The sequence below is a fragment of the Shewanella sp. GJ50-10 genome (genome assembly GCF_055808815.1).
Window position 1 is genome coordinate 1,432,163 of the sequence record NZ_JBVVSS010000001.1, and the last position, 23,449, is coordinate 1,455,611.

A 23,449-nucleotide genomic window follows, 5' to 3' on the forward strand; every position below is an offset into this window, starting at 1 on the left:
ACACTGGCTAATGTTATTGAGCGTTTTTAAAATTCAATAATTGTCGGATATTAGATTGTGACGCCAAGGTCATATAGATAGCATTGAGATAACCTTGCTGATGCAGTTCTGCCAATGTTTCAGCTGGAAGGGCAGCAAGGGTTTCTTCATTAATGGTATAAAAACCGATCATCTGATGCTTTTCACCGTTATCTAACTCAATATCTAAAGTAAATGACTCAAGTAATTCGAGTTTGATCAAGGTATCAATAAAGTTTTTGCTATCAATTAAACCATGGTGAATGGTTTCTAGCATTTCACCGACCTCATCAAGATAAGGCGTGTTACCACCATAAGGGAAGAACAAAGGTTCACCTTCTTCCTCATTAATTCTTGGATGATTTGGGTCTAAGTGGATCACGCGTTGAACTTGTTCTACGCCATCCTCTTGCACGGTTTGCTGACCGATTAAAAATGGCTGACGGCGAACGGTTAATGGAATATACGCAGCTTGCCATTTGCCATCTTGAAGGAATAGGTTTTCTTTATGTTGGAAACCAAACATGGCAATTGAGTAAAATTGACCAGTATTGCTGTCTTTTTGAAAAAAGATGGGATAGTGCGCTTGAACACTTCTAAATTCGGCTGGAAAAGTCACTGTATACCAAAGGTTGTCACCATACTTTTCTGAACGTTCGGTGATGATTTTTAGATCTTTATGATCGACACTATTAAGTAATACTGGTTTGTTCATGCTGACATCCTAATCAAATACAGCCGTAGCTGTGCTTATTATTTAATGATAATTTTTTAGTTTTATTGCTTGTTTATTAGTACTCATTTATTACAGCTCAAATATTCTTGTTTAGAGCTAAATCTTAGGTAGTCCATATTGGGCAATTTTTGCCAGTAACTCTCGGTTAGTGGGCAAAAGTTGTTTCAATCCTTGGGTGCGTTTTACATTTTCAGCAAACAGTTGTTGTGCTCGGTTTTGCAGTGATGGTTTTAAATGGCTTGGGATCATAGTTTGAAACTCCATGCCGTAGAGCACGAACTGGAAACTGGCAGCAGGAAATAATACATCGGTGTATTGAATATCATGCTTACTTGGCGTTTGAGTGCGCCATAATTCAATTTGCTGCTGCAGTGAATCGGGTATCGTTGATGATTCACGATGGTCGTGCCAATAGTCACTGTCACTGCGTTTACTGAGCACATAATGTAACTTCAAAAATTCAATTATCTGCTGCCAATGTTGGTTGAACCTTTTATTCACTCGCGTGGCAACAATATCCATGACTTGCCTGTTACTCGGTAGCTGTTTGGCTAATGTATTGGCACTCCACTCAACCAATGCTAAAGCTGATGCTTCAAGTGGCTCAATAAAGCCTGAGGCCATGCCGATAGCCATACAATTGTTTTTCCAACATACTTTTCGATGACCCGGCGCTATCGATAGCTTTCTGATTTCGAGGTTATCCACATCAATACCTACAGTGGGTCTTAGGTATTCAATCAACTGTTTTTCAGCTTGCGCTTGGTCAGTATGGCTTGATGAATAAACATGACCGACCCCGCGTCTTGTAGGTAGGCCTATATCCCAAATCCAGCCATTTGTCTGGGCGGTTGAGTGAGTACAAGAGGCAACCTCTGTATCAGCTTGTGGGTAAGGGACTTGTACAGCTAGTGCTGAATCGTTAAATAACACCGACTTTTGACATACAAAAGGGACGTTTAACTGCTCGCCCAGTAGTAAGGATTTAACCCCAGTGCAATCGACAAAAAAGTCACCGGCTAGCTCACCAGATTGTTTAGTCGATAAATGACTGATATCACCACTGTCATTTTTGTGAATTGCAGTCACATGGTCTTGAATGTGGCTGACTCCAAGCTTTTCAGTACAATGTTTTTGCAATAACTGGCTAAATTTCCCTGCATTGAGGTGGTAACCATAATTGTTTTGAAACTGATACTCACCTGTGGTGATTTGTTTAGGTGCTAAACTGCACTGACTTAATTGATTTTGCTGTCCAACGGCATCAGCAAAGCTAACTTGCTCTTGATGAGGTAACCAATATGGGCAGAGATCTAATTCGTTAGTTCCGATAGGTAAGCTAAAAGGGTGCAGATAATGTTCAGCAGAACTGTTACTCGCTTTATGAGCATGAGTCCAGTTAATGAAACGTGAGCCTTGCTTAAAGCTTGCATCGCAGCTCATTAAAAATTCGGTTTCACTAATACCGATATTTTTAAGCGTGGTTCGCATTGAAGGCCAAGTGCCTTCACCGACACCAATGGTAGGGACATCAGGAGATTCTATTAAAGTAATATTGAGTTTAGGGGAGGGCGATAGTTTGCCATTATCAGCGTTATGCTCAGCAGCTAGTATCCCTGCGGTTAACCAACCTGCAGTGCCGCCGCCAACAATAATGATGTTTTGTATCGCTTGTTCCATGAGCTGCCTATTTTTTAGTGTTATTGATAAGGCTATACTTTTGTTGTGTTAACTAATTTGAATTAAGGTAACACTTAACTAGCATTGAATATTTTTCAATCGCTTACAAGTGTTTGTAAGTAATAATTTGTAATAATGAAATAGAATTGTAAGTTCGTAAAAAAAGGTGCAACTTCCTTGTTGCAAATTGGATGTAGCTTAAAAAAAGAGGTGACCATGGCGGCCACCTCAAACGACCTAATCTTTACAAAAGTACTGTTAGAAAGTGTAACGAGCACCTAGGCTGTAGCGAGCTCCTGTTTGGGTATAGTTAAGTACTTGGCTATATGAGCGACCATGTGTACGAGTATTTTCTTCGGTAATATTTAACCCTTCGAAGAATACCGTTAGGCCTTCAACTGCGGCGATGTCATAACCAATATTGAAGTCAACTTGTGAGTATTCTTCGGTATAACTTGGGTTAGCACCAGTACCATCACCTGTTGCGTTCAAGAACTCATCACGCCAGTTCCATGCAAGACGCGCAGAGAAACCGTAGTTTTCGTAGATAGCAACAACGTTAGCTGTATCACTGATATTTGTTAGTACATTTTGTGGGTCATCACCAGGACGGTTTAAATTAGCGTTATCATAAGTGTCGCCCGCATCAACTAAGGTGTAGTTAGCTTGCATACCAAAGCCTGACTCACCGAAGAAGTGTTGAACCGCGAACTCCCAACCATCAATCACAGAACTGTCGCTACTGTTAGAAGGTGTTGTTAGTACAAAGTTAAGGCTTGGGTCACCTGGGTTACCAGTGATTTCAATATTGCCGTTATCTGGGTTTAAAGTTACATTTGGATCGGTTGCACCGTAAGTGTCGTAAATCCACTGACGCTGATCAATTGCTGTTACATTTCCTGCGGCAATCGCTTCTGCAACATAAACCCCATTTGATGGATCTGCAATTTCATAAATAGTAGAGTTTACAGGGTTACTATCAATAAAATTGGTCACGTCTTTACGGAAGTAACCAATAGATACGTAACTAGCGTCAGCGTAGTACCACTCACCAGAGAAGTCATAGTTAGTTGACTCAAGTGGAAGTAGGCTTGGGTTACCACTTGAACCACTACCACCGCCGCGGTTAGCTAGTGTACCGACTGTAGTACCACCTTGAATCGAGGTGTAATCTGGACGGCCAATGGTTTCACTATATGCTGCACGTAAGTAAACATCTTCTACCACTTCGATATTGAAGTTAAAGCTTGGTAAGAAGTAATCATAAGAGCCTGTTTGCGTACCAAATACTCGGTTATCTGTAGTCGTGCTCTCAAGTGCGATTTCTGTTTCAGCAATCCAAGTAGCTTGGTCATAAGAAGACACTGCAGACTTAGATTCAACATCGGTTTTTTCATAACGTACGCCGAAGTGAACATCAAATGGCATATCGCCCCAATCACCTTCGAAGTTATATTGGATATAAGCTGATTGAGATTCTTCTTGAGTGAAACGGTCGGTATCGCTAGCGTAATCTGTAGATGGACAGAAGCCATTACCACAGTCACCAATTGCTGACGAACCATATAATTCAGCTGCACGAGAACGAACGGCTTCAAAGTCCCAAAGGAAAATCACATCTTGTGGATCGATAGATGCAGAGCCTTGGTAATCAGAGAAGTCACCTTGTGAACCATCAAACTTATCTTGAACACTACCCGCTGGGAACCAAGAAGGGTCAAAGTCGCCTTCAGCGCCAACACCACCCCAGTCATTACGTTGAACGTTGACTGATTGAGAGTGATTGTTTACGTCAGTAGCTGCGATACCAAAGTCAATACTACCTGCTTCTTCAAAGACGTAAGTACCATTGATTTGTAGTTGCTCAACTTCTGATTTATTACGAGCATTACCAAATACAGAACCAGTTACACGCATATCTTCAGGGCGAACAGCATTACCACCGCCAACAGCCAATACAGGTACATCACCAGTAAAGTCAGTTGCAGCGCTGGTACGAATAAATGCTGCCGTACTTAAGTTACTGTTACTACCATTCGGGCTATTTGGAGAGCGTTCAGCTTCAGAAGTATGGTAATCCAAAGATAAGAATAAATTATCTGTCGCATCCCACTCTAAGTTAAAGCCTAAAGAGCCACTTTCATCACGTGTACCAAAATCACCAGCTGCCATTGATAAATCAGCGCCGCCATCAGGGTAAGTTTCAGAGTAAACCAGTGGAGAAGATACTGGGCCGTCAGACCAAGTGCTTTCTTGAGTTGGTACGAAGTTAAACCATGCTGATACATCGTGTGACTGGGTATCAACATCATTTTGCATGTAGGTGTAATCTAATGTTGCACGTAACGAGTCAATTGGCTCGTATTGCAATACTAACTGACCGTTAGTACGAGTACGTTGTTGTTCTTCAAAACGGTAAACTGTCGTTTGTGGAACTGCGTAAACATCGCCTTCGCCTGGTCGATTAATTTGATTGTCATCTTTTGGAACACCACCCCATTCAGCGTTATCGCCGCCCCAGTCTTGGTCAACAATACCTGGGAAGCTACGCCAACCTGTGCCGACTTGTGCTTGTTGGTTACCACTTTCACGTTCTTGGTAACTTGCAGAAATCGAAATACCAAATTTGCCATCAGCAAAAGTATTTGAATATAGGCCTGAAAGTTCTGGTGTGACTGAACCTTCATCAGTTGATTGATCATCAACAGCTTTAACACCAAAGGTTGCTTTTAAACCTGGAGAGCTTAAAGGGCGATGAGTTAGAACATTAATGGTTGCACCGATACCACCAGTTGAGTTCTTTGCTTGGCTGGTTTTTTCAACTTCAACGGCACTGATTGCTTCAGATGCGATATTGGCGAAGTCGAAAGAGCGAGAACCCGTTGTTACTGGCATTTGACGGTTATTTAGCATAACCAAGTTTTGGTCTGCACCGAAACCACGAACAGATACACGGCTACCTTCACCATTTTGTCTGTCGATTGATACACCAGTAATACGTTGTAAAGACTCTGCTAAGTTACTGTCTGGGAACTTACCAATGTCTTCAGCGTTAATTGCATCAACGATACCGTCAGAGCTACGTTTTAAATCCATAGATTTAATTAAGCTTCCGCGAATACCAGTGACCTTAAGTACTTCAATGTTTTCATCTGCAGCAACTTCATCAGCTGCAAATGCTGGCATCATGGTACTTGCACTCAGTACTACCGACAAACTAGTGGCAATTCTGGTCTTTTTAAATGTTCTAAATTTCATCTAAGTCTCCCCTCGACTAGATCTCAGGCTACTACTCTCTGATTTTTTTATTCGGATTACGTATGAACGTAATGTGTTTTATTCATCATTTGTAAACGCTTTAAAAAGCCTTTATGTAAAAGTTAATGTAAGCGCTTACATAAAACTAGATTAATTTGTTAACAGCGTCAACAATAATTACTACAAAAAATTACAAGTTGTTAACCTTGTTTTTGTGTCAGAATAATTATGTTTTTATTAAGTTGTTGAAACTAATGGCTAAAAAAATTAATATTGAGTTTTTAATAAAAATAATAAATGAAATAATTTTGTGATAGCGCTTACATTATTTGGAGTTTTATTGGGGTAGGTGGATGCTTTGTTGCAGATAGAGGAAGGTTATTTTGTAACAAAGACAGTTTCAAAGTGATACATAGTGAATTAAGCCTATTTTGTATGATAAATAAACAGGTCTTAATGAATAAAATAAGAACTTAAAAGTGGTAAGGAGTTATTGGGTTTTACTTTCTGTAAGCTCGGTTAGCGATTAATTAGCGCTAACACAGTAAATAAATCAATTGAACGGTTATTAAGAAAATGAGCAACAAATTTAGAAAGAAAGCTAAGAAAAAACTAAGAGGAAAACTAAAAGAGAAAAAGTTAAAAAGTCTTGAAGGCTATGATACTAAAAGAGTATAAATACGAAACTAAAAAGCCTTATATACAAATGAGCTTTGATGTTCACAACTTCGGATAAAGCCAGTTAAATGTTTGATTTTGTCTTCAAAGAGAGTGAGTCATAGGCAATAAAAAACCGCAACGTCAAATTAAGTTACGGTTTATAAAAGTTAGCTTGTAAGCTATAAACTTTATGGCTTAACTATCACTTACTCATTGGCTTAGTTGCTGAGTCTCTCACGATAAGCGCTGGACTAAATGTGTTTTCAACTAACGGTTTAGGGTCATTATATATATGCTTCAGCACCCATAAGGCCGCCATTTTACCCATCTCGTGAATTGGGTTATTCACAGTGGTGAGTTTTGGGGAGATATATTGCGGGAAAGGAATGTTATCGTAGCCAACAAACGAGAGCTCTTCAGGAATACTCATGCCTTTCTCGAGACAAACTGCAATTGCACCAGAAGCCATTTGATCATTGGCACACACTACAGCTGTAAAGGGGTTATTAACTTTTAAAAGTGCATCCATGGCTTCACTGCCACCTTGCTCTTTATAGTTTCCTTCGTAAAAAAGCTGTTGATCAAATTCAACATCAAATTCAGCTAAAGCACGTTTATGACCTGTTAAACGGTCTTGCGAATCGAGTTTAAATAGTGGTCCAGAAATATAGGCCAGGTGTTTGTGTCCATGTTGCAGGACATGTTTTGTTGCTAGGTAACCACCGAGCTCATTATCTAGATAAACACAGCGTTCACTGATTTCATCGATATAACGGTTAATCAGTACGATAGGCGTCGAACCTTGATGTAACTTAATTAAGTAGTCATCATCAACGGCTTCAACATCTAAGATTAATGCATCACAGCCTCGACTAATTAAAAACTCTACGCCGTCTCTTTCTTGGGATTCATCGCTGTGACCTGCTGCAATGATAACGTGCTTATTACCTGCGCGAAGGGCTGTCTCAATCTCAGTCATCATCGGGCCGTAGAATGGACCGTCAAGTTGCGAGACAAGAACGCCGACACTATTAGAGCGACTAGACGCAAGTGATTGGGCAATGGTATTTGGGCGGTAGCCCAATTGTTCCATTGCACTCATCACTTTTTGTCTGGTTTTTTCACTGACCTTGGTGTTGTTATTCATCACCCGTGAAACGGTTGCCAGTGATACGCCAGCTAAGACTGATACGTCGTATATTGTCGCCATATATCCCTATTTAATACTGTTTTAGCTTATGAAAATCAAAACGTCGGTTAGACTAGCATGAACTATTTAGCACAATCATTAAAAAATAAATCTAAATGGCGAATAATGTCTAGCCAACTCGCCAATTAAGTAGTTTTTTCTATTGAATGTATAAATAGTATCAAGCCATAAAACCGTTAACTATATACAATTTTGAGTAATTCATGAGAAATTCATAAGCAATAAGTATCTGTTTATTGAGTTATTGCTGCATGCACTTTTTCAACTTGATTATTATCTAATTTATACCACTTCATCACTATTGCTACGATAATAGAACCCACAGCAGGGTAGATAGTGAATGAAATTAAAATACCTTGCTGAGTCGCAACTGTTTGCTCAACATCGGCTTGATAACCATATAACGCGAGTAACCAACCTGCAGCTGCCCCGCCAATTGCGACACCTAATTTGATAAAGAAAATCACCGACGAATAAATCATTCCGGTTATTCTAACGCCGGTTTTATATTGGCCGTAATCAACAACATCAGCCATTTTAGCCCAAAGCAGTGGCGTGCCCATATTGAAGGTAAAGCCCCACAAAATAAATAAGGCAAACGCGAGTTCAACTTGATCACCTGAGACAAAATAAGCAGCGATACAAAGCGCAGCAGCGATAAATTGAATGCTAATGTAGGCTTTGACTTTACAAACTCGTTTAGCCAAAGGCTCTGCCAAAATACAACCGAAAATGTTACCAATCATACCTAAGGTAATAAATAGAGTAATAGAGTCGGGCATATGCAAAAAATATTTAACGTAATAAATTGCCAAACTGGTTTTAAGTACCATGCCTGATAGCAACCAAATAGCGGCAATAGACAGAATACGCCATTGGTCATTTTGCCAAAGTAATTTGAAGTCTCTTTTAAAACTTAAGTTTTGATCTTTAGGTGGGTGTAAGCGTTCTTTAGTGCCTAAAAAGCATAAGACAAACATCACGACACCTAACGCACTCATTGCCGCTATTGTAAGTTGGTAGCCTTTTGCTTGGTCGCCTTGGCCGAAATATTCCACTAACGGTAAAGTTAATGCCGATACCATTAACCCGCCAATCATGGCAAATACAAAGCGATATGATTGGACAGACACGCGTTCTTTAGGATCTGCAGTTAATACGCCGCCTAATGCACAATAAGGAATATTAATGGCGGTATAAACCATCATTAATGCCGTATAAGTTACGAAGGCATATATCATTTTACCTTCTTCGGCTAAATCTGGTGTTGTAAAAGCAAGTACACTTATTAAGCCAAACGGCAACGCGAACCACATAAGGTAGGGACGAAACTTACCCCATTTGGTTTCTGTTCTATCTGTTAATGCGCCCATTAGTGGGTCAGTTATCGCATCAATAAAGCGAACGGCAAGAAACATGGTGCCGACAAATGCAGGTGAAATACCAAAAATATCAGTATAAAAAAAGGTTAAAAACAACATTACTGTTTGGAACACAATATTACTGGCTGTATCACCTAATCCATAGGCTATTTTCTCTTTAACGCTAATCATGCGAACCTCTTTCGGGTCATTATTATTTTTAAAGTATCAAGTAGGGTATCAAGCACATACCTGTGCTGATTGGTGTTGCTAGTAATTATTTAGCTCTTTGGCTAATAAAATCACGATAAGCTAATCCGCTTCGCTTAATGGTGCGTTGTTGAGTTTGATAGTCAACATACACTATCCCGAAGCGTTTTAAATAGCCTTCAGCCCATTCAAAATTATCCATCAAGCTCCAAGCAAAATAACCATCGACTTTAACGCCTTGCTCCATAGCATCATTAACCGCATTTAAATGCGCTTGATAATATTCAAGTCGGTCTAAATCATTTACAGCGTCATCAACAATTTTATCATCCATAGCTGCGCCGTTTTCGGTGATATAAATTGGCGGTAATGTATAGGTGTTATGTAAGCTAGTTAATAAGTCGGTGAAGGCTGCTGGATAAATTTCCCATCCGATATCGGTTTTGGGTGCATCTTTCATGTCTATTTGGACAAATTGATTGTCACTGCAGGCTTGATATACGGCGCGGGTATAAAAGTTAATTCCCAAGAAGTCTATTGGCTGGCTAATAATATCCATATCACCAGATTGGATATCAGGTTTGTCAGCATCATCAAAGTCATTGATTATTTCAGGGTATTCACCATCCATAATGGGTTTCATGTACCACTGGTTAAAGTAGTCATCAGCGATTTGAGCAGCCTTTTTATCTGCTGGGCTATCTGAATAGGCATAACAAGGGGTGAAGTTAAGTACAATGCCATTTAAAGAGTCAGGGCTATTTTTTTGAATAACCTCCATCGCAAGACCGTGTGCTAATAATAAATGGTGAGCTGATTTACGCCCAAATGCTTTAGTTGCAAGTCCTGGAGCATGAATACCGATTTCATAGCCTAAGTAAGAGCTGCAAAAAGGCTCATTCAATGTGGCGTAGGAATGAACACGATTACCTAGAGCTTGCGTTATTTTGTCGGCGTAGTCTTGAAAAAGGTAAGCGGTGTTGCGGTTAAGCCAGCCACCTTGATCTTCAATGTGTTGTGGTAAATCCCAATGGTAGAGGGTCGCGTATACTTTAATACCACGGCTGATGAGTTCGTCCATTAGCTTGGTATAAAAGCTCACACCTTCTTGATTCAGACTGCCATCTTGATTAATCACCCGTCCCCAAGAGATTGATAAACGATAAGCATCAACCCCCAATGACTGAATAAGCTCAACATCATTTTTCCATAATGCTACATGTTCGCAAGCTTGCTTGCCGTCAGAACCATCACGAATTTTTTGTGGCGTCGCACAGAAGGTATCCCAGATACAAGGTAAGCGAGAATCAGCAGCTCCTTCAATTTGAAAAGAGGCGGTAGCAACCCCAAAAGTAAAATCCTTTGAGTGCATTTTAGAATCTGATGGTAAAGATATTTTCATATTTATTATTCACTTAATATGTTTCTGACGTATTTCTGTCAACTCAACTCCAATAGCCGTAACTCAAGCTGTTATTGAAGTGCTGTTACAATTTTTACTAACAAAAATCGTTGACTTTCGTTATCGGTATGTTAAAAATGAAAGCGCTTACATCGAGACTAGTGATTAATTAACAAAAGGTCAATAATTGATTTAGATAATTCTCGAAACAGTCTAGCTGTCTACTACAAAAGGTGTAGAGCAAGCTTGCTTAGATAGACTTAGACCATAAATACATAATAATTAAAGGGGAAATGTCATGGCTAGCGCACCGGTAAATGCAGATGCTGCTGAAATGGGAAGTGTTCATCAAACGGGGAATTTCAAATTTGCCCTGATGGCATTAACGTCACTATTTTTTATGTGGGGTTTTCTAACCTGCTTAAATGACATCTTAATTCCTTATTTAAAAAACATGTTCGAATTAAGCTATACCCAAGCCATGTTGGTGCAATTTTGCTTCTTTGGTGCTTATTTTATTGTATCAATCCCAGCAGGGCATCTTGTCGGAAAGATTGGCTACCAAAAGGGTATTGTGACTGGCCTTGCCATTGCGTGTGTTGGTTGTTTGATGTTTTATCCATCAGCAAGTTACGCTTCGTATTGGATGTTTCTGAGTGCCTTTTTTGTGCTTGCTTCAGGGATTACTATTTTACAAGTTGCAGCAAACCCATATGTTAGTGCACTCGGGCCTGCTGAAACAGCTTCTTCAAGGCTGACCATGACCCAAGCGTTTAACGCTTTAGGTACAACGGTTGCGCCATTTTTTGGTAGTTACCTTATTTTAAGCAACATGAGTCACAGTTCTGAGTCTGGTGTTGCTGATTCTGCAGTTGAATCGGTAGTGTCAACATCAACTGTAGAAGCCGTTCATCAAGCCAGTACAGTGCAAGTACCTTACTTAATGTTAGCTGGGGCATTATGTGTATTGGCAATTATTTTCTTCATTCTCAAGTTACCCACTCTTGGTATTAATGAGCAAAAATCTGAAAAAGACGCGTCAGCAACAGGCAGCGCGTGGAAATATCCTCACCTTGTATTAGGCGCAGTGGGTATTTTTGTTTATGTCGGCGCAGAAGTGGGGATTGGTAGCTTTTTAATTAACTTTTTAACTCAACCTGATATTGGTGGTTTTACTGAAGCGCAAGCTGCTAAATACATCGCATACTACTTTGGCGGTGCGATGGTTGGCCGTTTTATCGGTGCATTAGTGATGCAGAAAATTGCTGCAGGTAAAGTACTGGCATTTAACGCGACATGTGCTGTGTTATTGGTTGCTGTTGCAATGCTTGCTGAAGGCACCACGGCAATGTGGGCATTATTATTAGTTGGATTATGTAACTCAATCATGTTCCCAACGATTTTCAGTTTAGCGCTGGCAGATTTAAAACAACATACCAGTCAGGGGTCAGGGGTGTTGTGCTTAGCTATTGTGGGTGGAGCAATCGTGCCGTTATTGCAAGGCATGCTAGCTGACTCATTCGGTATTCAATTGGCATTCATTTTACCACTAGTTTGTTATGCGTTTATCGCTTATTACGGCTTAGTGGGCAGTAAAGCCAAGCGTCCGCAACAAGCGGTTTAATCAAATATTTACCTGAGTGCATGTCATTGTGATTGTCATTGAGTAGTGAATCGTGCATTCAGGCATCAAATTTATAAATTATTACAAGAATAGATAAGGCAAATTTTATGGAAAAGGCAAATAGGGTTATCGCAAGAAAGCAATTAACGTTGCCATTGCAAATAATCGCCGTATTGGTTGGACTATCTGCTTGCTCGGATGATGATAAAAAGGCTATCCCAGTTGAAGCTGAGTCAGAAAAGCAAGCGGTAATGGAAGTTGCACAAGCAAATGAAGATGCTATCACAATGGAAAATAACATTGATATTTGGCCTACTTTAGATATTCCGTTAGCGAAAGACGCTGAATTAGAGGCGCGTATTTCTAAGCTAATGGAAAAGATGACCTTAGAGCAAAAAATTGCCCAAATGATCCAACCTGAAATTCGTGATATCACCGTTGAAGATATGCGCAAATATGGTTTTGGTTCCTACTTGAATGGTGGTGGTGCGTATCCCAATGATGATAAGCACGCGACCCCCGCTGACTGGATTAAATTAGCTGAAGATATGTATCAAGCGTCAATGGATGACAGCGCTGATGGTATAGCGATTCCAACAATGTGGGGAACGGATGCGGTACATGGTCACAACAACGTGATTGGCGCGACTTTATTCCCACATAATATTGGTTTAGGTGCAGCCAACAATCCTGATCTTATTCGAGATATTGCCGCGATTACCGCTAAAGAAGTGATGGTTACTGGTATTGATTGGGTGTTTGCGCCAACGGTTGCAGTGGTTCGTGATGATCGCTGGGGACGAACGTATGAAGGTTACTCTGAAGACCCACGTATTGTTAAAGCCTATTCGCACTCAATTGTTGAAGGCTTACAAGGCAAAGTTGGTGATGACTTTTTATCTGATCAACATGTTATTTCTACCGTTAAGCACTTTTTAGGTGATGGCGGTACCGAAAATGGCATAGATCAAGGTCAGAACATGGACTCTGAGCAAGATTTATTTGATATCCATGCTCAAGGTTATGTTGGTGGTTTAACAGCCGGTGCACAAACTGTCATGGCATCATTTAACAGCTGGCAAGGCAAAAAAATCCACGGCGAAAAGTATCTACTTAATGACGTGCTAAAAGACAAAATGGGTTTTGATGGTTTTGTTGTTGGTGACTGGAATGGTCATGGTCAAGTTGAAGGTTGTACTAATGAATCTTGCGCTCAAGCTGCCAATGCGGGGTTAGATGTATTTATGGTGCCAACAAGTGCTTGGAAGCCACTATATGAAAACACGATTGCGCAAGTAAAAAGCGGTGAAATTACTCAAGCTCGAGTTGATGATGCGGTTCGCCGTATTTTAAGAGTTAAGTTCCGCGCTGGTTTATTTGAAAAACCAAGCCCATCTAACCGTGCTATTTCAGGTAAGACTGAGTTAATTGGCGCTAAAGCCCATCGTGATGTCGCAAGACAAGCGGTGCGCGAATCATTAGTGCTACTGAAAAATAACGCTAACATTTTACCGCTGGCACCTAATGCGAAAGTGCTTGTTGCTGGTGATGCTGCTGACAACATTGGTAAGCAGTCTGGTGGCTGGAGTATTACTTGGCAGGGAACGGATAACTTAAACGAAGACTTCCCAGGTGCTACATCTATTTTCGCTGGTATTGAACAAACAGTTAAAGCTGCTGGCGGACAAGCTTGGTTAAGTGTTGATGGCCAATTTGAAGCGGCGAATAAACCCGATGTTGCGATTGTAGTATTTGGTGAAGAGCCTTACGCTGAAGGTAACGGCGATATTGATAACCTTGAATATCAGCGTGGTGATAAACGTGATTTAGCCTTGCTAAACTCATTTAAGTCACAGGGTATTCCAGTTGTTTCAGTCTTTATCAGTGGCCGCCCTATGTGGGTTAACCCCGAATTAAATGCTTCAGATGCCTTTGTTGCTGCATGGTTACCTGGCACTGAAGGTGATGGTGTTGCTCAAGTATTATTTTCAAATGCTGATGGCAAAGTGAATGCTGACTTTATCGGTAAGCTTTCATTCTCATGGCCAATCACGCCGCAGCAAACCACGGTCAATGTGAATGATGAAGATTACCAGCCATTATTTGCCTATGGATATGGTCTTAAATACGGTGAAAAAAGCCAAGTATCCGATACGCTTTCAGAAGATAACTTTGCATCTGAAGCCAAACTTGAGCCATTAGCTTTGTTTGAACGTGCAGTGAAGGCGCCATGGAAATTGATTATTGGCACTGAAACCACAATGGACACTGTGAGTAGCAGTATTCAACAAAATGATTCTTTGACCCTTAGAACCTTCGATAAAGCAGTTCAAGAAGATGCTCGACTGGTTAATTTTAACGGTACAGGTCTTGGTTTTGTTGGCTTAATCAGTAACTTTCCTCGTGACTTACGTGCCTATTCAAACAGTAATGCAGCTTTATCTGTATTAATCAAAACCACCAATAAGCTTGAAAAACCAGTCATGCTAGGTGTGGCATGTGATAGAGATTGCCGTGCAGATGTTGATATTGCAGATGCTTTAAATAAATCTATCGGTGAATGGCAAACCATTAGTGTTGATTTGAAGTGCTTTGCTAATCAACAAGTCGATTTCGGTAACATTAATACGCCTTTTTACTTAGCGACCGACGGCAAAGCTGAAATTAACTTCAGTGATTTATTAATCGTTCCAAATGCGGCAGATGACGCCACGATTACCTGCCCAGCTTCTTAACTAACCTTGCTACTTGGCTAGTCTCTCCTTAGGGATTCACTAGCCAAGTGGTTCTTTACTCCTGCACTGCTGTGAACTTGCAATTAACTTTGTAAGGGATTTTGTTGGATTTTTTTCAAGATTTTTTGCTATTTCCTTGGGGGAAAATGAAAAAATTTACACCAGCTTTAACTCTCACTAGTGTTAGCGCTTTAGCAGCATTGTTAATCGGTTGCGGTTCAGACAATGCATCAGAAGAGGTCGTAAATGATACCGCACCCGCTGATAACAGTGTTGAACAGCCACAAGAAAGTCCTTGGACGCTTGTTTGGAGCGATGAGTTTGATGGAACAGCGATAGACTTAGATAAATGGAATCTCGCCCACAATTGTTATGGTGGCGGTAATGAAGAGCACCAGTGTTATACCCAACGGGATGAAAACAGTAAGGTCGCTGACGGTTTGTTGGTTATCACTGCAGAGCGTGAAGATTTCAGTGGTCCAGCTGTAGCCTTGGGGGATCCTAATTATGATGCTGCAGACACTTCTAAACAGCAGCCATATACTTCGGCACGACTAGATTCGACCAACAAAGGGGACTGGAAATACGGCCGTTTTGAAATTCGCGCCAAAATGCCACAGGGTCAAGGCACTTGGCCTGCAATCTGGATGTTACCAACAGACTGGGTTTATGGTCCTTGGGCAGGTTCCGGTGAAATCGATATTATGGAGGCGGTAAACCTTAAAGTGGTCACCGAAGGCTCTGAACCTGAAGCTAAAGTACATGGCACTTTGCATTACGGTAAAGCGTGGCCAGGTAATGTTTACTCAGGCGCTGAGTATGCCTTGCCAGAAGGCGCTAACCCTGCTGATGATTTTCATGTCTATGCTCTTGAATGGGAAAAAGATGAAATTCGCTGGTACGTTGATGACGTTCATTTTGCTACCCAGCGCTCAACAGGTTGGTATAGCCAATACACCGACAGCGATGGCAATTTACAAAGTGCCTTGGAAGATGGCCCTTACAATCAGTCATTTCATATGATTTTGAACTTGGCAGTGGGTGGCACTTGGGCGGCAAATGTTAATAATACTGGGGTTGATGAAAGTGTATTCCCACAAACATTAGAAGTTGATTACGTTCGTGTGTATGAGTGCAGTGTTTCGCCTGAAACTGGACAAGGTTGCGCGTCAATAGATGAAGCTGCACAAGTGGTTGAAGGGCATGCTGCGCCAGAAATTAGCACACCGTCAACTGATATTGGTGCAGGCCCTGAGTTCATCATGTACGACGACGCCCTCGCTGAAGGGCTGAGTTTAGACAGCTATAATCCAGATAATTCAGTGACGTTAACCGCAGTTCAGGTTGAAGGTCGTGGCGAAGTACTTCAATTTGATAAAGTGGGCGCAACGGGTAATGCCTATTTTGCTTACCCGCCGACAGCAGACTTATCCCATTGGTCTACTAACGGTGTATTGGTATTCGACTTAAACCTGATGAGCACGGACAACGATGTCGATTTGTTGGTCAAAATTGACAGTGGTTGGCCTAATGTCAGTGATATCAGTGTTGAATTACCTGCGTTAAATACGTGGACTGAAGTCCGTCTACCCATTGCCGAACTTGTAGCAAGTGGTAATCGATTTTCACCGGGTAGTTTTGCTGATTTAGCATCTGTTTCAAATCCATTTGTTATCGAGCCGTTGGGCAATATGAGTTTGCAAATTGATAATGTACGTTATGAATATGATGTGGCACAAGCTGATGAACTGATTGTATATGATGATGCTGTCAAAGCGCCTTTCGAAATTGGTCATTATGCAGCAACAGGGAGTGTCGGAATCGAGCAAGTCGATGTGGGCGCTGATAACGGATTAGTGAGCCAATTTAGCTTCAATACAAACGAAGCAGTGGTTTATTTTCAAAGCCCTAATTTTCAGCAAGATGTGAGTAGCTTTAATTTTGTTGAATTTGACTTAAATGTCACTACAGATCCTAGAGAAGTGCGAGATTTTAATATCAAAATTGATTGCGGACACCCTTGTAGTTCTGGAGATTTTGCTATCAATGCGCCTGAAGTTGGGGTATGGACTCACTATAAAATAGCCTTAGCAGATGTTGTGGCCAATACTGGTTCAAGCTTAGATTTAGCCAAAGTTGATACGCCGTTAGTCGTTTTCCCTGCATGGGGAAATCAAAATGGTGTGGTGATGCAAGTTGATAACGTCATGCTGACTAAATAACTTGAGCTTGGTTTAAGGCATATTTATTAATCCGAGTTCAGGTTTAAAAGTCTGAATACGAATGCAGTCAAGGCGCTGAGGGTTTTATGCTCATCGTTCTTGGCTTACTATCAAACTGTCGTTACAAATAAGTAACAATGCATGTTTGTTATTTAGAAATGAATACCTGTGAAGCTGTGAGTGGCAAATTATTTATATAAGTGGATTTATACAAACGGATTTATACAAACGGATTTATATAAGTGCATTCATATAAGTAATGTTAATAGGCAGTTTTTAATGTCTAAGACAAACTAAATAGTTATAAATCTTTAATACAGTCAATGGCATAATATGAATTGATTATTTTCTGGCTTAAAAGTCAGTATTTTCTAAGGAATGACCTTTGACAATTAAAGCATTAGAACAACAAGTTAGTCTAACTAAAGCACAACTAGATATCGTGATTGCCATTGCTAGACAAGCAGGCGATGCCATTATGCAAGTGTATTCGACACCTGACTTGCACGTTGAGCAAAAACAAGATGATAGTCCAGTAACAGCGGCAGATATAGCCAGCCACAATGTGATTGTGGCCGAGCTTGAAAAATACTTTGCTGATATTCCAGTGATGAGCGAAGAAGCTGCAGATATTGACTGGGACGTACGTAAAACATGGGCCACTTACTGGTTAATAGATCCATTAGATGGCACTAAAGAATTTATAAAACGTAATGGTGAATTTACCGTCAACATTGCGCTAATTCATCAAGGCAAAGCGGTTGCAGGTGTTGTTTACGCCCCCGTTTTAGATAAGTGTTATTCAGGAATTGTAGGTCAAGGTGCTTGGCTTGAAAGTGCTAATAAGCAACAAGTACTGGATATCAGTGAGCAACCTATTAATGCTAAACCTATTGTTGTAGGTAGCCGCTCGCATATTAGCCCGGGTCTTGCTGAGTACGTTGCCAATATTGGTGAGCATCAAATGCAAAGTGTGGGTAGTTCACTTAAGTTTTGTTTAGTTGCCGAAGGCAATGCCGATGTTTATCCGCGTTTAGGATTAACAAGCGAGTGGGACACAGGAGCTGCGCAAGCCGTATTAGAAAGTGCAGGTGGTCAGGTACTTAAATTCCCTGAATTAACTCCACTTGAGTACAACCAAAAAGAAGATATTTTAAATCCGTATTTTATTGCCGCATCACCTAAATGGTTTGAGCGTAAATAGTTTTTGTATCAAGGTTTGATTGAAAATCTGAGTGTATTTAAGTTGTAGCACACAGTTATTTCATCAAGGGTACAGGCTCTACACAATCAAGATTGCAGCACCAAATGCGTATTTAGCTACAAATTATAATTAAATGGAGAGAGAAGTTATGATGCGCATGGGTGTTGACCTTGGCGGGACCAAAATTGAGTTAGTGGCGTTAGCAGAAGATGGCAGTGAGCTGTTTCGTAAACGTGTTCCAACTCCTAAAAATTATCCAGGCACTCTAGATGCCATTATTGGTTTAGTGGATGAAGCCGAAACTGAAACTAATCAAAAAGGTTCTGTTGGTGTTGGGATCCCTGGTGTGGTTTCTCCTTTTACTGGCTTAGTTAAAAACTCTAACTCGACTTGGATTAATGGTCATCCATTAGATAAAGATTTAAGCGCTCGACTTGATAGAGAAGTTCGCGTGGCAAATGATGCTAACTGTTTTGCGGTTTCTGAGGCTGTTGATGGCGCAGCTGCAGGCAAAGGCGTGGTCTTTGGGGTGATTATTGGCACTGGCTGTGGCGGCGGACTATCGATAAATGGTCGAGTTCATGGTGGCGGCAATGGTATCGCAGGTGAATGGGGACATAATCCATTGCCTTGGATGACATCTGATGAATTTAATTCGACGTCATGTTTTTGTGGCAATAAAGATTGTATTGAAACCTTTATTTCGGGCACTGGCTGGGTTCGAGATTTTCGCCGTGCCGGCGGTGAAGCGGATAGTGGTATTCAAATCTCTCAAATGATGTCAGAAGGGCACCCGTTAGCCACACAAGCATTTGTACGCTATATCGATCGTTTAGCGCGTTCACTAGCACATTTGATTAATATGATTGACCCTGATGTGATTGTTTTAGGTGGCGGAGTATCAAACATTGATGCCATTTATAAAGAACTGCCAAAAGTATTGCCTAAATATGTTGTCGGGCGTGAGTGCGACACCATTGTAGTTAAAAACCAGTTTGGTGCTTCTTCAGGTGTTCGCGGAGCTGCATGGCTTTGGGGCAAAAACGAACATTAGATTGCTGTTTTGAATCATGAGTAACGGCGCTTTTATAGCGCCGTTTTTATTGTGAAAATGACGATTAAAGTGATTGATATCAGCTTATTTTCGCATTCTACTTCAACAGTCGATACAATAGAGATATTCCACTTTAGCTAACTCTAATTGAGCAGATTAACAGCAGATGAAATTGATGTTTTGGTTTAAAAAAGTCCTGTCGCAATTTGTCATGCCAGTACCATTTATATTGATATGCTTATTTATTGCGCTTTTTATATGGCGTTTTAAAGCTAAAAAACTCAAATCATTTGGTCAGTTTTGTTTAGCAATGGGTTTATCGGCTTTAATGCTATTGAGTAACTCTTATATCTCTGCCGACCTCGCAGATAGCTTAGAGTCTCAATACCCAGTAAATGAACTCCCTCTAACAAGAATAAATCAAGACGCATGTTATGTGATGGTGCTAGGTTCAGGTCATCGTGAAAACCAAAACATCAGCGCGGTGCAGCAATTATCAGCTACGGCATTAGCAAGACTTTCTGAAGGGATTAGACAGCTTAAGTTGGCAGGGAGTCACTGTACTTTAGTTGTCAGTGGTTGGAACGGTGGGCTAACCCCAACCCCTCACGCTGAGATAATGAGTCAAGCCGCCATTGAGCTTGGCGTTGCTGCTGACAATATTGTTATTTTTCCTAATGCGTTAGATACCATTGAAGAGGCTCAATCGATGAAAAGCCTTGTGGGTAATACACCATTTATTTTAGTGACTTCAGCAACTCATATGCCGCGCGCGATGATGATTTTTACCACGAATAAGCTTTATCCCGTTGCAGCACCCACAAACTTCTTAAGTTCGCCTGGATACTGGTGGCGATTTAGTGCAGAAAATTTATTTATCTCTCAGCGCGCGATTCACGAATATGTCGGTATGCTTTGGATAAAAGTTAAAGGGCTCATTACCAATGTCTTCTGAAACACCTGAAACTGATAATCAGGCCGATAAAAACAAAGATCCAAGCCATCATAGTACAAAAACACTGCTGATTAGTCCTTATGGCAAACGTAACGGCATAACTCTCAGTGTGTTTGGTGCGATAGCGCTGTTTATCAGCCTTATTTTATTTATTAATGCTAAAAGTTTGTTTGGTATTGGCATTGTGCTATTTGGTTTCGGTAGCGTGAGCTTAATTTTAGGCATCGCCAAAATTAACCAACCTAAAGCCAGTTTTAAACTGACTGAGACAGGCTTAGATTATTTTCACCAACGGGGCACTGTTCATATTGGTTGGGATAATATTCAAAGGGTGGATGTGTCACGGGTCACTCAAAATCTTGAGTTAATTGAACTACCCTACATCGGGTTTAAATTAAAGCAAATAAACCCTATTCTTGATTGTATTTCACCGCGCTTAGCAACGGGGTTATTAACAGAGCAGCGCCCATTACTTATGACTGCAGCAACGCAAGATGAAGATTTACAAAGCTTAGAAACCTATTTGGGCGCCGAGTTTACGCCACTTGTGGTCAATGGGGATAGATATCGTGGAGTGTTAGCGATGTTTGGACATCGCTGCCAAACATTAGAGAGTCACTTAGGGTTTCATTTGTATATTTCGATTGATAGCCTTGATAGACCACCCGCAGAATTTGTTGAGCTATTACGCGAGTGGCAACAAGAGCATTTACTTCAATAGGGCTTATTTCAAAAAAGACTTTGTTCAATAAGATTTACTTCAAAAAGGCTTAGTTCAATAGAATCAGAACCAAGCTCATTGACCTATCTAGCAGTTGGCAGATAGCTTACACATTAACAGCAGAGAGCTGTGGGCTCTCAGCGGGTTCATCAGCAGAAGAGCTGACTACTTTTTCATTCAGCAGGCTGTTGTGCTCTAAGCTTTCGTCATAGGCTTTGCGGTAACCAATAAACTGGCCATTATCTAAGATTTCCATACGTTTACTGTATACTTCGCCATCGAAAGTACCTGTGTTAGTGATGGACAGTTTTTCACAGGTGATATTGCCACTCATTAAGCCAGATACTGTAGCTTCAATGCAGACTACGCCGCCCGTTACCACGCCAGAAGGTTCTACTGTTACATTACCAGATGCGCGAATTTCACCATTGATTTTACCAGCGATGAGCACATCTCCAGCGACTTTTATATTACCCGTTAATTCACAATCATTAGCGATGAAACTTAAGTTACTGGTAGGGCTTTTTTTACTAAACATGTAGGCTCTCTTTTTTCGCAAATTAGTTCACTATAAATAAGCGACCGAAATGGCTTTATTATAAAATTTAACAATTAATATAACGGCAAATAAAATCAAAAAAAACCATTAAATTTTGACTACCATGTCTTTTTCTGGCGCAATGCAGAACAAATCACTACTGCTCACCGTTTTTTGACTCATTGATACTAATTGACGCCGCAGGACAAGGAGATACACAAGCGCCGCAACCAGTACATGCATCGATATCTATAATGGGCTTGGGCACTTGGCCAACAGCCATTTTAAAGCTGATAGCGCGAGGATCGCAGGCATCTTTGCAGCTTTGGCACCAAACGCCTTTATAAGTAAGGCATGAGTCGTTAATGCTGGCTTTTATCGTCCAAGGGGTAGCTTGAGCAAGATTGAAAATAGGTTCTTTACACACAAGAGCGCATTGCTGACAAAAAGTGCACTCGTCTTCGGTAAATTTAATTTCAGGAAATCCGCCATCTCCTTTGACTAATACTTTGGTTTCGCATGCATCAATACAAGCATTGCAGCGAGTACACTCGTCGGTAAACTCGATTTCTGATTTAACCCATGGTGGCCTTTGTGCATCAAACTTTTTTCGGCGAAACAAATTTCTGCGACTGTGATTAATTGATTGACTCATATTTATTCCGCTGACACTGATGTTGTAGTTTGACTATTACGTTAACGAACTCTTGATTTAACTTTAGAGCTATCGATTGTACTTTTTAATCGTTATAACCATTAGGGTTAGTTGATTGCCACAACCAGCTGCTTTCAACCATAGATTCAAGTGTGTGCTCTGGTTGCCAGCCTAATTCTTCATAAGCAAGACTGGCGTCGGCAAAGTATGCCGCAAGATCGCCATCACGACGAGCACTAAACCGATAAGGAATTTCCTTACCGCTGACTTTTTCGAAAGCCTTAATAATTTCTATAACACTGTAGCCGCGGCCTGTACCTAAGTTATAGGTAACGATTCCGGGGTGTTTAGCTAGTTTTTGCAGCGCTTTTAAGTGGCCTTGGGCAAGATCTACCACATGAATATAATCTCTGACGCCTGTGCCATCAGGAGTGAGGTAGTCATTACCAAATATTTGCAGTTCGGGCTGTTTTCCTACTGCGACTTGGCAAATGAACGGCATTAAATTATTTGGGGTATCAGTAGGATCTTCACCAATTAAACCACTTTGATGAGCGCCGACAGGATTAAAGTACCTCAATACAGCAATATTCCACTGCTTATCGGCAATGTGTAAATCTGTTAATAGCTGCTCAACCATCAGTTTTGACTGACCATAAGGGTTAGTTGCACCTGTGGTGAAGTCTTCACGAATGGGTAAACTTTCTGGAAGTCCATAAACCGTGGCCGATGAACTAAACACCAACTGTTTAACGTTATGCTCTGCCATCACCTGACATAAAATAATGGTGCCAGTGACATTGGTTTCATAGTATTGCAGTGGTTTATTGACTGACTCGCCTACGGCTTTTAACCCTGCAAAATGAATCACGGCGTCTATTTGGTGGTCGGTAAAAATTTTATGTAATAGGGCTTTATTGAGCACACTACCTTGGTAAAACATACACGCTTTACCCGTTATCTTTTCGATACGATCTAGAGCGTTGACGTTGGCATTAGACAGGTTATCTAAGATGATAACTTGCTGCCCAGTATTCAAAAGTTCAACAACAGTGTGGCTTCCAATATAACCTGCACCGCCTGTTACTAAAATTGCCATAGTCTTTCCTTAACTCTGTGGAGACGGTACTAATAACCTTTACTAGCAAATGATGCTAAAGCTCATTTAACAATGGTTAATCTAAGTACCTACAGTACTGAGTGTAT

General features: G+C 40.8%; 16 protein-coding genes. 7 read left to right on the forward strand and 9 right to left on the reverse strand.

Annotated elements, in window-relative coordinates:
* Positions 1-13 precede the first annotated feature (13 nt).
* From AC0L4E_RS05980 to AC0L4E_RS06005, 6 genes are all read right to left on the reverse strand, one after another.
* Complete coding sequence (locus tag AC0L4E_RS05980) at positions 14-733, reverse strand: SapC family protein (protein WP_473678423.1); 720 nt, start codon at positions 731-733, stop codon at positions 14-16.
* A 117-nt stretch (positions 734-850) separates the two neighbouring features.
* Positions 851-2,434 carry a tryptophan halogenase family protein gene (locus AC0L4E_RS05985; RefSeq protein WP_473678424.1) on the reverse strand — a complete coding sequence of 528 codons (1,584 nt, stop codon included), beginning with the start codon at positions 2,432-2,434 and terminating at the stop codon, positions 851-853.
* A 258-nt stretch (positions 2,435-2,692) separates the two neighbouring features.
* Complete coding sequence (locus AC0L4E_RS05990; RefSeq protein ID WP_473678425.1) at positions 2,693-5,692, reverse strand: TonB-dependent receptor; 3,000 nt, start codon at positions 5,690-5,692, stop codon at positions 2,693-2,695.
* A gap of 862 nt (positions 5,693-6,554) precedes the next feature.
* Positions 6,555-7,562 (reverse strand): LacI family DNA-binding transcriptional regulator, encoded by a 1,008-nt coding sequence (locus tag AC0L4E_RS05995; RefSeq protein ID WP_473678426.1) that lies wholly within the window; start codon positions 7,560-7,562, stop codon positions 6,555-6,557.
* A 233-nt stretch (positions 7,563-7,795) separates the two neighbouring features.
* Positions 7,796-9,115: a glycoside-pentoside-hexuronide (GPH):cation symporter gene (locus AC0L4E_RS06000; protein ID WP_473678427.1), complete on the reverse strand. Its 1,320-nt coding sequence runs from the start codon at positions 9,113-9,115 to the stop codon at positions 7,796-7,798.
* A gap of 85 nt (positions 9,116-9,200) precedes the next feature.
* On the reverse strand, positions 9,201-10,535 hold the full coding sequence (locus AC0L4E_RS06005; protein ID WP_473678428.1) for a GH1 family beta-glucosidase: 1,335 nt from the start codon (positions 10,533-10,535) through the stop codon (positions 9,201-9,203).
* 298 nt (positions 10,536-10,833) lie between these two features.
* Here AC0L4E_RS06005 and AC0L4E_RS06010 point away from each other — a divergent pair, with 298 nt between their 5' ends.
* The 7 genes from AC0L4E_RS06010 (at position 10,834) to AC0L4E_RS06040 (ending at position 21,050) form a co-directional block, all read left to right on the forward strand.
* A complete protein-coding gene (locus tag AC0L4E_RS06010) occupies positions 10,834-12,159 on the forward strand; it encodes a sugar MFS transporter (protein ID WP_473678429.1) in 1,326 nt (441 codons plus the stop codon).
* Between the two features lie 107 nt (positions 12,160-12,266).
* Positions 12,267-14,894 (forward strand): glycoside hydrolase family 3 protein, encoded by a 2,628-nt coding sequence (locus tag AC0L4E_RS06015; protein ID WP_473678430.1) that lies wholly within the window; start codon positions 12,267-12,269, stop codon positions 14,892-14,894.
* A gap of 146 nt (positions 14,895-15,040) precedes the next feature.
* Complete coding sequence (locus AC0L4E_RS06020; protein WP_473678431.1) at positions 15,041-17,116, forward strand: family 16 glycosylhydrolase; 2,076 nt, start codon at positions 15,041-15,043, stop codon at positions 17,114-17,116.
* A 385-nt stretch (positions 17,117-17,501) separates the two neighbouring features.
* Positions 17,502-18,320, forward strand: coding sequence for a 3'(2'),5'-bisphosphate nucleotidase CysQ (gene cysQ, locus AC0L4E_RS06025; protein WP_473678432.1), 819 nt, complete (start codon positions 17,502-17,504; stop codon positions 18,318-18,320).
* A 148-nt stretch (positions 18,321-18,468) separates the two neighbouring features.
* Positions 18,469-19,374 carry a fructokinase gene (gene mak / locus AC0L4E_RS06030; RefSeq protein WP_473678433.1) on the forward strand — a complete coding sequence of 302 codons (906 nt, stop codon included), beginning with the start codon at positions 18,469-18,471 and terminating at the stop codon, positions 19,372-19,374.
* A gap of 175 nt (positions 19,375-19,549) precedes the next feature.
* Complete coding sequence (locus AC0L4E_RS06035) at positions 19,550-20,329, forward strand: ElyC/SanA/YdcF family protein (protein ID WP_473678434.1); 780 nt, start codon at positions 19,550-19,552, stop codon at positions 20,327-20,329.
* On the forward strand, positions 20,319-21,050 hold the full coding sequence (locus AC0L4E_RS06040) for a DUF2982 domain-containing protein (RefSeq protein ID WP_473678435.1): 732 nt from the start codon (positions 20,319-20,321) through the stop codon (positions 21,048-21,050). Before AC0L4E_RS06035 ends, AC0L4E_RS06040 begins: the two co-directional genes overlap by 11 nt.
* 106 nt (positions 21,051-21,156) lie before the next feature.
* Here AC0L4E_RS06040 and AC0L4E_RS06045 read toward each other — a convergent pair whose 3' ends face one another.
* From AC0L4E_RS06045 to galE, 3 genes are all read right to left on the reverse strand, one after another.
* Positions 21,157-21,588, reverse strand: a complete 432-nt coding sequence (locus tag AC0L4E_RS06045; RefSeq protein WP_473678436.1) for a bactofilin family protein — start codon at positions 21,586-21,588, stop codon at positions 21,157-21,159.
* 157 nt (positions 21,589-21,745) lie between these two features.
* Complete coding sequence (gene napF / locus AC0L4E_RS06050) at positions 21,746-22,243, reverse strand: ferredoxin-type protein NapF (RefSeq protein ID WP_473678437.1); 498 nt, start codon at positions 22,241-22,243, stop codon at positions 21,746-21,748.
* A gap of 85 nt (positions 22,244-22,328) precedes the next feature.
* A complete protein-coding gene (gene galE / locus AC0L4E_RS06055) occupies positions 22,329-23,342 on the reverse strand; it encodes a UDP-glucose 4-epimerase GalE (RefSeq protein ID WP_473678438.1) in 1,014 nt (337 codons plus the stop codon).
* Positions 23,343-23,449: the final 107 nt, after the last annotated feature.